Here is a 14,803-nt window from a genome sequence, read left to right as displayed (position 1 = left end):
TGGCACTTCTTTCCAGTTCTAGGTATGATTACTGCATTAGGGGGAATACATGAAACTCATTACATCAATTATTAAACCGTTCAAACTCGATGAAGTTCGTGAAGCACTAGCTGAAGTTGGCGTTACTGGCCTTACCGTAACTGAGGTAAAGGGTTTTGGCCGTCAAAAAGGTCATACCGAACTCTACCGTGGCGCTGAATATGTGGTCGACTTCTTGCCGAAAGTAAAGGTTGAGGCAGTTGTTCCAGGTGATCGTGTTGAAGCAGCAATCGAAGCAATTACCAAAGCTGCACGTACCGGCAAAATTGGTGATGGAAAAATCTTTATCACTCCAGTTGAGCAAGTGATTCGTATTCGTACTGGCGAAACCAACGAATCCGCAGTCTAAGAATCTAACTTAGACTGAAGTAATCCCGTTTCAACGAAACTGGGAATCTGTGGGAGCCAATGGCTGAATGATTTCAGCTGGCTCCAAAAGAATATTCTTTGCAGTGATATTTGATAGGCGTACTTTTACGCCTTGATAATAGATGTCAACCTGAGCCGCGCCCGAAGTCAACACCTTTAATGGTGGCTTGCCATATACGCTGGTACCCACTCCAGCTTCTAATGTTTTATTTTGAGTCTTTCCGCTCGCATCCACAACGCAAACCGTTTGCGCAGTTTTGGACTGCAAATACACCATATCGCCTGCCTTTTTAGGGGCATCTGGCTTATAACTAACCGCCGCAGCGTCTGCGGGTGGGCATTCTATTGACGGGGCTGGGGCCGGTGCAGCCGCAGCTACAACTGGCTCTGGGGTGCTCGCTGGTGGTGTTACCTTGGGATCTGCGGGTACATCAACAGGCGCTGCCGCTTGAGATTGCTCCACAACCACCACTTCTTCTTTGACTACCTCTGGAAAAAATAAGGGGCGCAAATTAATAATTGAAAACACAAGCGCTGCTGCAACACCCGCAAGAATATACAACTTCCGCTTTGGATTTTTTGAGGCGGAACTTTGATTAATCGCTTGTTGAGATGACACAAATTTCTTTACGTCGTCCGCTTTTTTAGGTGCACTTGTCTTAATCGACTTTGATGAGTCTGTATCAGTAGATTGAACTACCTTAACTACTTTTTCTGAATCTTTAGCTTCTTCTTTGGCTTCTTCTTTGGCTTCTTTGGCCTCTTTTTTAGTCTCTGCTTTATTAGGCGTTACTACCCCAAAATCAAAAGCGTCTTCTTCTTTCAATTTGAGCAAGCCTGCAACCTTTTTTGCTGCGGTAACTTTTACCTGAGGTCCGTAAAAGGTACTGGTCTCACCATTTTCAATTTGCTCAATTTGGCGCACTGATAAACATGCCATCCCAGATAAATCTTTGGTGCTTAAACCAAGACTTTCTCGAGCCTTCTTAAAGGCCTCTTTTTTAATTTCAGGAAGTTTGTTTGGTGTATACACTTGCCAGAATTGATTTTGTTCAATTTAATAGATTTGATACTAATCCCATAATGGCATAGAAGTAATTAGCCGTATAGACAATTATTGGGCTCAAACTAGACTCAAGCGGTCAGAGGGTGATTTTCGAGATCCGACTCCAAGTACTTTTTCACCAAAATTTGCAATGAATCGGCATGCATCTTTTCCATTACCCTGGCTTTGTGCACCTTAATCGTTGCGTCTGTGGTCCCTAGTTTGACTGCAATATCTTTATTTAATAGGCCCTTGACCAACCAAACGCAAACTTCCCGCTCTCTAGGCGTAAGCCTCTCATAATCTCGCTTGGTTTCAACATCAATAGAGACGCGTCTTAATTGACGGCTATCAAAGTCCACTGCGTCGGCTACCGCCTTTAATAGCTCTTCTAAGTTAAAAGGCTTAAATAGAAAGTCGAGGGCCCCTTTTTTAAGGCCCTGAACGATTTGATGGGGGTGACTTTGGCCGCTCACAAACACGATCGGCGTTTTGCGACCTAATTTCAAAAGCGCTTCCTGCAAATCCAAGCCAGTCATATCTGGCATTTGCATGTCTAACAAAATAACTGCTGGAGATACTGGAACGGACTTTTCTATAAAAACCCTCGCAGAGGCGTAATCCTCAACGAGATAGCCTAACTCTCGCAACATCCTAGTGAGAGACAAGCGCATAGACTCGTCATCATCAATTAAATAAACATGGCCGACTTTAGTCATTGAATTCAAAGGAAAAAGTATTCGATGGGTAAATGTACTGTAGCCAGTTTCATGAAGCTATTAGCTGTCAGGCTAACATTTACCACTTAAACTAGGGTCTGAGCCACTATTTAATACTGCAGCGCAATATATATCAAGGCGATATTGGGCGAACTGCCAACAAATACGGCACTTAGCATCTCACGGCACAATAGAGCCTTTCGAAATCATCTTTTTCTGGAGTAATTAGCATGAAACGCCTTAATGAACGCTCTCGCATGGTCACCGAGGGAGTTGCCCGCGCACCAAACCGCTCGATGTATTACGCGATGGGCTATCAAGAAAAGGATTTCTTAAAGCCAATGGTTGGTGTTGCTAATGGCCACTCCACTATCACCCCTTGTAATAGTGGCTTACAAAAATTAAGCGATGCGGCTGTTACCGCACTCGAAGAAGCTGGCGCTAAAGCACAAATGTTTGGTACGCCAACGGTGTCTGATGGCATTGGCATGGGTACTGAAGGCATGAAGTACTCACTCGTTTCACGCGAAGTGATTGCCGATAGTATTGAAACTTGCGTCAACGGCTTATGGCAAGACGGCGTAGTGGTGATCGGTGGTTGCGATAAAAATATGCCAGGCGGCATGATGGCAATTGCTCGTACTAATGTTCCAGCAATTTATGTATACGGCGGAACCATTAAGCCAGGCCATTACAAAGGCAAAGATTTGAATATTGTTTCTGCATTCGAGGCAGTCGGTGAGTTCACATCCGGTCGTATGAATGAAGAAGATCTAAAGGGTGTGGAGCAGCATGCCTGTCCTGGTAGCGGCTCTTGTGGCGGCATGTATACCGCCAATACGATGAGCTCTTCCTTTGAAGCGCTTGGCATGAGCCTCCCCTACTCCTCTACTATGGCGAATGAAGATGCCGAGAAAGTAGCAAGTGCCGCTGAGTCTGCACGTGTTCTCGTTGAGGCAATTAAAAATAACTTACGTCCACGCGACATCATTACCAAGAAATCCATTGAGAATGCGGTCAGCGTCATCATGGCTGTTGGTGGATCCACCAATGCAGTATTGCATTTCTTGGCCATTACTAGCGCCGCAGAAATCGATTGGACGATTGATGACTTTGAGCGCATTCGTAAACGTGTTCCCGTCATCGTTGATATGAAACCATCCGGCACTTATCTTGCAACCGATTTACATCAAGCTGGTGGCATTCCACAGGTGATGAAGATTTTGTTGGATGGCGGCTTGTTACATGGTGATTGCATGACCATCACCGGCAAAACGATTGCTGAAGTATTAAAAGATGTTCCTTCAGTGCCACGCGCTGATCAAAAAGTCATTCGCACTTTAGACAATCCTTTGTACAAGCAAGGTCACTTGGCCATCTTGAAGGGCAATATCTCACCAGAAGGCTGCGTTGCCAAAATTACCGGCTTAAAGAACCCATCCATTACTGGTCCTGCTCGTGTATTTGATTCAGAAGATGATGCGATGGCAGCCATCATGGCGCAAAAGATTAAAGATGGCGATATCGTAGTAATTCGCTATGAAGGCCCCAAGGGCGGTCCTGGTATGCGTGAGATGCTCTCACCTACTTCAGCCCTAGTGGGTCAGGGATTAGGTGAGTCTGTAGGCCTTATTACTGATGGCCGTTTCTCAGGTGGCACATGGGGTATGGTTGTTGGTCACGTGGCTCCTGAAGCTTATGTGGGAGGCACTATTGCACTTATTCATGAAGGTGACTCAGTAACGATTGATGCCCACAAGTTATTAATCCAGCTCAATGTCAGCGAAGAAGAAATCGCTAAGCGTCGTGCAGCATGGAAGCAACCTAAGCCACGTTATACCCGCGGCTTGCTGGCCAAGTACGCCAAACTGGCAAGTACCGCAAGTAAAGGCGCAGTTACAGACTTGAACTTAGATCTGTAACTAAGCAATCAATCAAGCGAAAAAGAAGTTAAAAAAACAAAGCCCCTAGATAAAACTAGGGGCTTTTTGTATGTCACTAAAGTTAATGCAACTCAATGCATATTGTGCTGAGCACCCATGGCATTCACGGGCATCTTTACTTCAAGCTCCCCTGCCTTCGCAAATTTCAGCTTTACGGGAACGGTTTGGCCAGCGGTAAATGGGCCCTTGAGATTTAAAAACATCAAGTGATAGCCGCCCGGCTTTAATTCAACGGCACCACCAGCGGGAACAGCAATATCTTTTACTTGGCGCATTCTCATGACATTTCCGTCCATTGCCATCTCATGTAATTGCACTTCGCCCGCAGCTGGAGAGCTTGCTGACAGCAATTGATCAGCTGCATTGCTCTTATTTTCTATCTTCATAAAACCGCCAGCTACTTGCTGGCCAGGAGCGGTAGCACGTGTATAGGCACTTTCGATTTTGATTGCATCCGTTTTGACGGTTTTTGTAACACCTTGTGCCATTGAGGTACTCGATAGAGCAAACCCAAGAGTGCCAATAGCAATCACTTTATATAAAAATTGTTTCAAATTACCCTCCTTAAGAATTTATTGCCTTGCCAGCTAAATTAGGCGCTAACTAAATACCATTGCTTTAATTTATTGAAATCCATAGTGCCCGTTTTTCGAGTAACCTTCCCGTTTTTATCAATCAGCAATGTCATTGGCGTTTCACCACGCCATTTGGGATCAATCTCGTAGCGCAAAGCATCATCAAATGGTGACGCCAATGTATAAGCATTAGCAGCAGTAAGGCCGCCAGAAGACATCATCTTGGAAGCGCTGTCAGGAGACACGTCATCGACCTGTATAAAAATAATCTTGGCGTTCTTATTTTGAGCAATAAACTTTCCCCATTGCGGCATTTCTCTAGCGCAAGGAGCGCAAGTTACACCCCAAAAGTGAATGATGACTGCTTGGCTAGCGTATGGCTTAGTAATAGCCTTCCAATCACCCCTTTGGTAACCCTTGATGGAATTACTTTGTGCGAACCCTGATTGAATAAAGATACATATCAAGGAAATGAGTAAAAAGAACTTTTTCATTATTTTGAGTTTAATGGAATAAATTGGTAGCCATCATCGCGAGTAAGCCAGGAAAGATATACCTCATTACCTTGGTTTAATAACAATGGATGATCGCTATATCCAGCTGTACTAGAAACCATTGCTGGCATAGACCATGTCTTCCCATCGTCAAATGATTTCTTGAAGTGGATTGCTGTATGCACCCCATCAAATTCTTTCCATACCAACCAAATAGAGTTACCTACTGCTAACAAATAGGGCCTTGAGATATTTGCATCTGCTGCACCAATGCGTTGTGGTTTTGTGTATGTCTCACCCTGATTAACAGAGCTAGCGTAAAACACTCCCGAACGATTGCTTCCTTGCGTAAACCAAGCAACATGTATCTTTCCAGATTGAGAAATAGCAATCGTAGGCCCGTGATGCGGACAAGCATCTGTTTTCCACCCATCATTAGAAACGCGGCGAATTTGTCCGGGCCCTGATGATGTGATGATTTGGCTAGCATGATCACGTATTCCACCGGCGAAGATTGCACGGTAGACAATTTCTATGCCGCCTTTAGGATCCCCGCTTGCGCCAATTCGGCAACACTCGCAACTTGCTTCGTTAGCAATTCTTTCAGGTGAAAAAATCGCTCCACCATCCCCAGAAAAAGAGTATGCAATAGAACCGCCTAGACGTTGCTGCCCCGCCTTTTTAGCATCGGCTACTAAGCGTTTATCAATCCATGCCACAAAAATTGTATTGTCTGGCTGAATCAATACAGATGGAAATCGCTGACTAGCTGAGTTATTCACCAAAGACTTTGGTGCCGAGAATGTCTTGCCGCCATCATTCGAAATTGAGGTGTTGATTTGTGCGTTCCAATTGGAATCTTTGAAGAAAGCGTATGCTAAAAATACTTTTCCTTTGGAATTGGCAACAATTTGAGGTCTGGCATCAGTGCCAGAATCTAAGGAACCGCCATGTTGAGCGACGACCACTGGAGATGCAAATGTTTTCCCCCTATCGGCCGACTGTGCCACAGAAACCTGCCCTCCAGCAGTCCATGCTAATAACAAACTACCGTTTGGCAACATGAATGGTGTCGCTGCATTAGCACACTCTAGACCTGAACTTGTGCACGCAGCAGGCTTAGTTGAAGAGCTCATCATATGAGATGAGTGATCCATTTGGGCATAGACAAAATTAGACAATAGCGCCGCCAAAGTACTTAAAAAAAGCACTTTGAAAGCAGGATAGGTCAAAAATGATGTCATTAGAAAATAATACGCGCACCAACATTAATTGATTGTGGCATGCCCAATATATAGCTCGTATTGTTGGATCCCGTACCAAAAGTAATATATTGTCGATTGAATAAGTTGACTGCTGATGCATAAATCGTGGCATTTTTAGTCATCTCATAATTTGCGCGCAACCCAACTACAGCATATGCAGGCACGGGCAAAGTATTGGAGGTATTCATCCAAGAGCTACCAACATAACGAACAGTAGCAGTCAGACTGGCCTGCGGAACTGGGTAATAGGTAATACCGCCGCCTAGCAAATTCTGCGGCACTCCTCCTAACTGCTTAGCCGTTGGATCGCTTGTTGCGCTCATAGTCAGCTTAGTGCTCGTGAACGCATAATTCGCGTCTGTAGCCCATTGCGAGTTAATGTCATGATGAAATTGAAACTCAATACCCTGGCTAAGTAAATTTTGATTGTTAGTGTAGTAACTCAGGCTTTGTGCTGATGCACAAGCACCATACTGACCAGTCTGACCGGTCCAAGTGGTGGATGCCCCGCATAGCTGTTGAGCCAAAGCTTGGTCAACGCTACTATTTTTATTTAGAGAATATGAGGCTACTGCATTTTGAATGTAGTTATTAAACCCTGTTAATTGGGCAAAGCCACCCTTCCATCGATAATCGGTGCCAATCTCATAACCTGTCATTGTTTCAGGGGTCAGATTTGGATTCGCAAATGAATAACCATTACCAGAACCATAACTACGCAGAGTGTTATTCATACCTGGAGCGTGAAATGCTTGGTAAGCAGCGGATCGAAGATCCCAATTACCGCTCAATTTATAGAGCAAACCTAAAGTTGGACTAAGTTGCGTCTTACTCTGACTTGGGATGTTTTGATAAACCGGACTGACCCCATTCGATCCAGCATTGTAGTAATCAGGCGTTTGACTATTCCACTGGTCGATGCGAGCCGCCAACGTTGTCTCCAGTGGGAAAGATTCTGCTTTTGATTTGATCTGACCCATCAAACCATAAAATGTTTGCTGACCCTTTGCATAGTTCACTGCAGACGAAGTGCCATTATTCAGTAAATTATTAGTTTGATTCGAGCCACTAATATTACGCGCATCCACAGCAACAACGTATTGATTGACTAAGCCAGCAAGATCTTTTGTGTACTGAGCTGAAGCGCCTACAGTACTATATGGATCTTTATAGTTTGCATTGATATATGGCGTATTGGCTGGAATTCCATTAGAGGCGCTTGTGCTAGTGGAACCATTTTGCTTATTAAAGCCCGTATTTTCATAAAAGAAATTCACATCCACTTTAGATCTGTTATCTAAACGTGTTGTTGTTCCAGCAGCCAAATCGGTTTCCTGCATGATATTCGTTGCAAATGCATATCCAGAAGATAAGTCTGACATCGTGTGGTAACCAGCCCTAAAAAATCCAGTGGTTTCTTGACTCGCCTTGAAGTAGCCTTGAAGCCTCATATTGGAGTTATGGGAACTTGCGGGACCTTGACTATTCTTGATGCTATTTGGCGCCGCTGGTGAAATCGTTGCTATCTGTTGATATCCATCGGTAGCGAAATAGTCAGCAGAAAATCGCAACTGTAGTGCATCTGAAACCATTAAATCTTTTGAGGCTGCAACATTTCCAGTGCCATAGGATCCAATACTTGCAGACGCCTCTTGCTGGCTATTGACTGGGGTTTTGGTCTTGATATTGATTACGCCACCCATGCCATAGTTTCCCCACAGACTGGAGACGCCGCCACGAATAAATTCAACCGTTTCAATAGATGACATGGGAACTAAATTCCATTGAACGGTGCCATAAAAAGCATCATTAGCTGGCAAACCGTCGATTAATACGAGGGTTCTAGCATTCCCAAGACCACGTACGTTAATACTTTGGCCGGTTGGATCCTTTTGGTAGTAAGGCTGATCATTCAAGATAACGCCAGGTACGTTTTTTAAAACTTGATCGACGGTCTGGTCTGGCGAAGTCTCGAGAACCTCTTTTGTCAAAACCGTTGTATTTAATGGAACTTCATCCAATGGCGTACCAGATCGTGTAGCGCTGACAACGACATTACTCAACTTTTGGTCGTAGTCCGGTGGCGGTGCAATTTGAGCAAAAACTACCGAACTTATTGTCATCGAACTACATAACAAGCCAATACTGGCGCCAATTTTCTTCTTCTGTAACTGCATTACTTTTCCACACAATATTTCGGCAACATGATTGCCAATTACATAGCTCGGCTATGCCCTAAGTTTTATTTAGGCTTGTGATGGAGGGGCTGCTGAAGGAGGCGTTACCCAAACGTTGAGTGGCTTGGGTGATTGATAGAAAAGTTTTGGAAGCAACGCAAATGATGTTGGCGCCGCAAAAGTAAGATTGGTATTGAATACTGGTGTGATAGCAGCATGAGTTACGCAGTATGGGCATGGCTGCACAGCATTGCCTGCCTCTTGATCATCCAGCTGAACGTCAACTTGCATCTTGCTACCATCAACCGAACAAATCTCCATAGCAAAACCATGACCACCCTTTGCAAGTGACACCGCTTGCGAAACCGCTGGTGCAAGCGCGCTCATTGCAATTGCCAAAGCGGCAATCCAGTGAATGAGGCGGTTTTTATGGAAATTCATGATGGAAGGATTTTATCTGATCCAAGCAACCAACAAGCACTTGCCCCCCTTCTCTAACTCTTATCTCATATTTTGGACAAATAAAAAGGGGTCCGAAGACCCCTTTCTGTTGGTATATGAACCAAATTACATATTAGCTGAACGCTCGATGAGCTTGCGACGCATTGGGCGCAATACAAACCAAGCCAAGATTGCAGCAGTTCCGTTCAAGAAACTAGCAACCCAGAAAACCGCTTCCCAACCACCAGTAGCAGTTACCAGTACGCTAGACAATGGAACGAGCAAAGATGCAGTTCCTTTTGCTGTGTAAAGTAATCCTGCGTTACCAGCAGCGTAGGTTGAACCGAATGTGTCTGCGTTGGTTGATGGGAACAAGCTATAGATCTCGCCCCATGCAAAGAACACTAAACCAGTCAACAGAACAAACATGACTGGATCACGACCGAGGTAGTACAAGCCAAGAATACCCAAGCACTCAAATGTGAAGCACAGAGTCATGGTTTGCTCGCGACCAATCTTGTCAGATACCCAACCAAAGAAAGGACGAGTTAAGCCGTTCAATACACGGTCAACTGTCAAAGCGAATGTCAAAGCAGGCAATGCCAGACCCATCAAGCTCACAGTTACGCCAGCGATTTGGAAGTCTTTAGCAATTGGACCCAACTGTGCAGTAGCCATCAAGCCACCAGCGGCAACCATCACAAACATGATGTACATGATCCAGAACACTGGCTGCTTCACCATTTCCATTGGACGGAAGTCTTTGCGTGTCTGTACAACCGCTGCTTTTGCACTAGTAATAGCGCTCTTAATTGGCTTAGAGAGCAACAAGCTAAGAACTACTACGATCACACCCTGACCAATACCGAAATACCAGAACGCATCTTGGTAGCCTTGGTTTGCAATCATGTTTGCAATTGGAATCACAGTCAATGCAGAACCAGCACCAAAGCCTGCTGCAGTCATGCCAGCAGCCAAACCACGACGATCTGGGAACCATTTCAATGCATTACCAACGCATGTGCCATAAACAGCACCAGCACCAACACCGCTCACAGCAGCTGCTGTGTAGAGCATTGTTAATGTCTCAGCATGAGCATTCATCATCCAGCCAAGACCGCACAAGATGCCGCCGCCAAACACTACTGGACGTGGGCCAAATTTATCAACGAGGTAACCTTCGATAGGCACCAACCAAGTTTCAGTCAATACGAAAATCGTAAACGCAACTTGAATCGCTGCACGACCCCAGCCAAATTTGGCATCAATTGGGTTTACAAACAAGGTCCAACCGTACTGCAAGTTTGCAATCATCGACATACAAATAATGCCGATTAGTAGCTGAAACCAACGGCCTCCAATTGGCCCAGTAGTTTGCGTACCGCTCATCTAAATCTCCTATTTATGCTTTTGTAAATTCTTAAAAAATCACCCTAAATAAAAGGGTTACGTGATTTTTAAGCATTTGGTTAAAGTTAATCTTGACGTTAATCAAGATTCCCCCAAAACCCCACTAGTGATTACCCTCCTTAAATCCTTTTAAAAATAAGGGGTATTAGGGGTTAGTTTGCCGATTTAACCTAAGGATGCGGGTGGAAATTTTCAATAAAAAAGCCACCCGAAGGTGGCCTTTTTAATTGCGTAATTTTTAAATTACATGCCGCGATAAGCGCCGTCAAAATCATAGTGACGAGGAGCCTGCTCTTGGCTAGTTGTGCTTTCTGTAAAAAGCTGGTTAATCATATTCAACAGTACAGTCATTTGAATCTCCTTAAGGGTTAGTACCTAGAGTATAACCCTAATATTATTGCGATGCAACAAACAGGCAGGAACTCAAGAATGGGGGCTAAAGGCCTAGAAAACACGATAAGTATCTGTTTTTATTGTATTTTTTAGCTCATATCATTTAATGAAAAGAGGCTAACAGGGTTTTGCTCTACTGCTTGGGTAATTTTTATCCAATTCCGAAGGCTAGAATAATTCTAAGATCCATAAGAAAAAAGCTTGAAATGAAAAAACTAATTGCGCTAATCACCTCCATCTCTCTCCTGTCGATGTCGATCCTTGTAACTGGTTGTGCAAGTTCAGTTGCCAATCCAGTGCCAGTAGCTCAGGTTGGCGATGAAACAAAGACTTGTGATGCGATAGCCAATGAAATGCAAAAAATGGTTACAGCCCAGGAGACCGCCGCTGGAGACAAAAACACTCAGATTGGAACCAATGCTGCGCTTGGTGTAACTGGTATCTTTTTGTTAGGCATCCCATGGTTTTTCATGGATCTTGGCGGTGCTGCTACAGCAGAACAAAAAGCCGCAAGAGCTCGCTATGAACGCTTAGAGCAAATGCAAATTGATAAGAAGTGCCCTGCTACCCCAGTTGTTGCCCAAGAAGATGTAAAAGATGGATTGCCAGTTGTGAGAACAACAACTCCCGAGAAGCCATCGCCAGCTAGAGCCGCAATTACACCAGGAGCCAAGCCAATGGCTGCAAGTGATGTCCCTAACCCCGCTAAAAAGCTGGAGGACCTAAATACCATGCTCAAGAAAAACTTGATTACTCAAGAGGAGTATGACGCCAAGAAAACTGAAATATTGAAGAATCTTTAAGCGACCAAAAGATTAAAGGCCTCGGCAAAACTTCAAACTGAGTTCCTTCAGGAAGACCAATGGTGCCGCTTGCCGGAATCGAACTGGCGACCTTTTCATTACGAATGAACTGCTCTACCAACTGAGCTAAAGCGGCTGAATTGGATAAATTCTAGCGGAAACGGTCTAAAAACTTCTTGCTGGTCTTGTCTAGCTGGGTGGAGTCTTTAATTAGGAACTGCAAGCCGTTTGAATCGGCAATCAGCAGTGTATTTCCAGCGATTCTACGAATATCTTCCTCGCCTTTTAATCGAATCCGTGTTGGTCCACGATCAGTTTCAATATCCCAAATACTAGGGGTAGCAAAGGTAGAGACTCTGGTGATTTTTTCAATCACCGGCATAAATTCACGTGCGGCTAATTCTTCCTCAATAAGCGCTAGCTCTGCTTTTGGAATATCGGTCACGCTTGGATACCAACAGACTTCTTTGCCTGATTGGTTCATGATTCCAATACCAACACTGGCTGCAGTGATTGGAAACGCTCTGACTGGATGAACGCCAATATGCGACGTCCCTTTTGCATCAACAAAGACTAAACGCCCCAGCGAATCACGATGCAATGCATTGGCGGATTGATGATGTTGCGTCATACCCCTCCCCCAATATTTTTCGCGATGACTTGCAAGGATTCTTCTTGTCTTTCTGCTTGTTTTTCTTCTGCAGTCTCTTCCAAACTTTCACCGATTGCACCGCCCTCAACCAACTCTGCAGCATGGCGCAACTGTGCTTGGTACAAGGTGTAATAAGCGCCTTGCGCCTCCATCAACTGCTCGTGAGAGCCAATCTCCACAATCTCGCCTTTATCAAGCACCACCAGGCGATCAGCCTTTCTCAAGGTAGATAGACGGTGCGCAATGGCGATGGTTGTGCGTCCCTTAACTAGGTTATCCAAGGCCCGCTGAATTTCTTTTTCGGTAGTGGTGTCAACTGATGAGGTAGCTTCATCCAAGATCAAGATGCTTGGATTAATCAGTAATGCCCTGGCGATTGAAATACGTTGGCGCTCACCACCGGAAAGCGACTGACCGCGTTCGCCTACTAGTGAGTCATAGCCAAGTGGCAGACGTAGAATAAATTCGTGGGCATGTGCAGCGCGAGCAGCTTCAATAATTTCTTGTCGAGTTGCATCAGGCTTGCCGTATGCAATGTTCTCTGCAATTGTTCCAAAGAATAAAAATGGCTCTTGCAACACGAGACCAATACGCTTGCGATAGTCAGCAATACCAATACTGCGAATATCGCGCCCATCTAATGCGATAGAGCCAGAGCTAACGTCATAAAAACGACAGATCAAGTTCACCAAGGTGCTCTTACCTGAACCGCTATGGCCCACCAAGCCGACCATCTCGCCAGGAGCAATCTCCAGATCAATTCCTTTCGATACGGCACGGTTGCCATACCGGAAGCCCACTCCACGCATCGTGATTCGGCCTTGAACAGGACCTAAAGGCGCAGGATTGATCGGCTCGGGAACGCTTGATACATGATCCAGAATGTCAAAGATACGCTTTGCACCAGCAGCCGCTTTTTGGGTATGGGAAACAATGCGGCTCATAGAATCCAAACGTACATAGAAACGGCCAATGTACGCAAGGAAGGCAATCAAGACACCCACTGTCACTTTTTGATGTGCTACTTGCCAAATACCAAAGCCCCATACGACCAATAAACCCGTTTCAGTCAACAACGTCACCGTAGGAGAAAACAAACCCCAAACGCGATTGACGCGATCATTGATTTGTAAATTGTGCTTATTGGAATCTACGAAACGTTTGAGTTCACGATCTTCTTGCGCAAACGCTTTGACCACGCGAATTCCTGGAATTGTGTCAGCCAAAATATTGGTGACTTCAGACCAAATACGATCGATCTTTTCGAAACCAAAACGCAACTTGTCGCGCACCACATGAATCATCCAAACAATAAATGGCAGCGGCGCTAGAGTAACCAATGCCAGCAAAGGATCAATTGAGACCAAGATCGCTGCGGTCATCGTGATCATGAGTACATCGGTCGCAAAGTCAAGCGCGTAAAGGGAAAGGAAGACGCAGATGCGATCTGTTTCAGCGCCAATGCGGGCAATTAAGTCGCCAGTACGCTTGCCTCCAAAGTACTCAAGCGAGAGTTTTAGCAAGTGTTCAAAAGTAGTATTGCGAAGGTCTGCGCCAATACGTTCACTAACCAATGCAAGTAAGTAAGTCTTCCACCAACCCAGACCCCAAGCAACTATTGCAGCACCAAATAGGGCCAACAAATACATGCTTGCCAAATGAAAATCAATTGGATTGCCCTTCTCATATGGAATCAATACGTGATCCATCAATGGCATTGTGAGATACGGCGGTATTAAAGTTGCACCAGTAGAGAGCAGCGTTAATACAAACCCCAGTAACAACTGATTTTTATAAGGCTTAGCAAAACGCCAGAGCTTAAATAAGGTCCAAGTTGAAGGAGGTTTATCGTCTTCTGGATCGCAGGTAGGACAAACATCGGAGTTTGCAGGTTTGGGACTTAAACAAGCCGGACAAACTTGCTTGTCATACTCGCTTAGCTCACCCTCACTTTGCTGACTACCTTGAGTCAACTTTCTGAAAGCAGATTGAAGACGCAACACTTGTGGATTCACTGCTAGTGTGAAATACCAAATCCTTTTCAAACTATCGGCTAACTCGAGCCTTAAATGACCTACGCCTGCATGATCGCCATGAAGTAAGCGCTCTTCTGCATCAACCGCCCAAGACTCAAAATGCTGCCCATCAGTCCAAATTAAAAGCCGATCTGTCAGCACCAACAGGCTTTTGTTAAAACGCAGATCCGCATCTAAATCGAGTTCAACCCATGCCAACAAGGCTTCTTCGGACCGAATAGGCGATTTTTCACCCCTCAAAATGGCTTGCCAGTGGCTTGGCAAAGCAGGAGCAAAAGGTAGGATTTCTGGCTTCATTAAGCTCAAAAGTATAGTGGAGCGCAATTTTTTAGATTTATTGTCTCTGTCAACTTTAGGGGGTAGAAAACCGTTAAATTAGTGTATTCAGCTTTTTTGTGTATTTTTGCCATTTTTGTGGATTTTCAATAAAACTAGAACTCAG

The 14,803-nt window shown here is 44.8% G+C and carries 13 protein-coding genes and 1 tRNA gene; 3 read left to right on the top strand and 11 right to left on the bottom strand.

Features of this window, described 5'->3' with window-relative positions; translation table 11 throughout:
* Nucleotides 1-49 precede the first annotated feature (49 nt).
* Nucleotides 50-388 (top strand): P-II family nitrogen regulator, encoded by a 339-nt coding sequence (locus IC571_RS04065; protein WP_173955517.1) that lies wholly within the window; start codon nucleotides 50-52, stop codon nucleotides 386-388.
* Between the two features lie 30 nt (nucleotides 389-418).
* Here IC571_RS04065 and IC571_RS04060 read toward each other — a convergent pair whose 3' ends face one another.
* Together IC571_RS04060 and IC571_RS04055 are read right to left on the bottom strand one after the other, a co-directional pair.
* Complete coding sequence (locus tag IC571_RS04060; RefSeq protein ID WP_215317538.1) at nucleotides 419-1,441, bottom strand: helix-turn-helix domain-containing protein; 1,023 nt, start codon at nucleotides 1,439-1,441, stop codon at nucleotides 419-421.
* Nucleotides 1,442-1,542: 101 nt separating this feature from the next.
* The gene (locus IC571_RS04055) at nucleotides 1,543-2,172 is read right to left on the bottom strand and encodes a response regulator transcription factor (protein ID WP_215317537.1); all 630 of its coding nucleotides are present in this window, start codon (nucleotides 2,170-2,172) and stop codon (nucleotides 1,543-1,545) included.
* Nucleotides 2,173-2,402: 230 nt separating this feature from the next.
* Here IC571_RS04055 and ilvD point away from each other — a divergent pair, with 230 nt between their 5' ends.
* Nucleotides 2,403-4,094 (top strand): dihydroxy-acid dehydratase, encoded by a 1,692-nt coding sequence (gene ilvD / locus IC571_RS04050; RefSeq protein WP_215317536.1) that lies wholly within the window; start codon nucleotides 2,403-2,405, stop codon nucleotides 4,092-4,094.
* A 92-nt stretch (nucleotides 4,095-4,186) separates the two neighbouring features.
* Here the strand turns inward: ilvD and IC571_RS04045 are convergent, their stop codons facing one another.
* From IC571_RS04045 to oxlT, 6 genes are all read right to left on the bottom strand, one after another.
* A complete protein-coding gene (locus IC571_RS04045; protein ID WP_251373503.1) occupies nucleotides 4,187-4,669 on the bottom strand; it encodes a copper chaperone PCu(A)C in 483 nt (160 codons plus the stop codon).
* 38 nt (nucleotides 4,670-4,707) lie between these two features.
* On the bottom strand, nucleotides 4,708-5,184 hold the full coding sequence (locus IC571_RS04040) for a TlpA disulfide reductase family protein (RefSeq protein ID WP_215317535.1): 477 nt from the start codon (nucleotides 5,182-5,184) through the stop codon (nucleotides 4,708-4,710).
* A complete protein-coding gene (locus tag IC571_RS04035; RefSeq protein WP_215317534.1) occupies nucleotides 5,184-6,323 on the bottom strand; it encodes a sialidase family protein in 1,140 nt (379 codons plus the stop codon). Before IC571_RS04035 ends, IC571_RS04040 begins: the two co-directional genes overlap by 1 nt.
* Before the next feature lie 104 nt (nucleotides 6,324-6,427).
* Entirely contained in the window at nucleotides 6,428-8,626 is a 2,199-nt protein-coding gene (locus IC571_RS04030; protein ID WP_215317533.1) for a TonB-dependent receptor, read from the bottom strand.
* A gap of 69 nt (nucleotides 8,627-8,695) precedes the next feature.
* Nucleotides 8,696-9,067, bottom strand: a complete 372-nt coding sequence (locus tag IC571_RS04025; protein ID WP_215317532.1) for a DUF2946 domain-containing protein — start codon at nucleotides 9,065-9,067, stop codon at nucleotides 8,696-8,698.
* Nucleotides 9,068-9,193: 126 nt separating this feature from the next.
* Nucleotides 9,194-10,456, bottom strand: a complete 1,263-nt coding sequence (gene oxlT / locus IC571_RS04020; protein WP_215317531.1) for an oxalate/formate MFS antiporter — start codon at nucleotides 10,454-10,456, stop codon at nucleotides 9,194-9,196.
* Between the two features lie 620 nt (nucleotides 10,457-11,076).
* Between oxlT and IC571_RS04015 the strand changes: the two genes are divergently transcribed.
* Nucleotides 11,077-11,673, top strand: a complete 597-nt coding sequence (locus IC571_RS04015) for an SHOCT domain-containing protein (RefSeq protein WP_215317530.1) — start codon at nucleotides 11,077-11,079, stop codon at nucleotides 11,671-11,673.
* Nucleotides 11,674-11,733: 60 nt separating this feature from the next.
* Here the strand turns inward: IC571_RS04015 and IC571_RS04010 are convergent.
* From IC571_RS04010 to IC571_RS04000, 3 genes are all read right to left on the bottom strand, one after another.
* Nucleotides 11,734-11,809: transfer RNA gene (locus IC571_RS04010), tRNA-Thr, on the bottom strand.
* Nucleotides 11,810-11,824: 15 nt separating this feature from the next.
* Nucleotides 11,825-12,304: a DUF1854 domain-containing protein gene (locus IC571_RS04005; protein WP_215317529.1), complete on the bottom strand. Its 480-nt coding sequence runs from the start codon at nucleotides 12,302-12,304 to the stop codon at nucleotides 11,825-11,827.
* On the bottom strand, nucleotides 12,301-14,658 hold the full coding sequence (locus IC571_RS04000; RefSeq protein WP_215317528.1) for an ABC transporter ATP-binding protein: 2,358 nt from the start codon (nucleotides 14,656-14,658) through the stop codon (nucleotides 12,301-12,303). The genes IC571_RS04005 and IC571_RS04000 overlap by 4 nt, the downstream gene beginning before the upstream one ends.
* Nucleotides 14,659-14,803 lie beyond the last annotated feature (145 nt).

Origin of the sequence: Polynucleobacter sp. MWH-UH2A, assembly GCF_018687195.1 — a bacterium.
In the GTDB taxonomy this organism is placed as follows: Bacteria; Pseudomonadota; Gammaproteobacteria; order Burkholderiales; family Burkholderiaceae; genus Polynucleobacter.
Note: the sequence above shows the minus strand (reverse complement) of the source record. Positions and strands in the feature narration are given on the sequence as shown.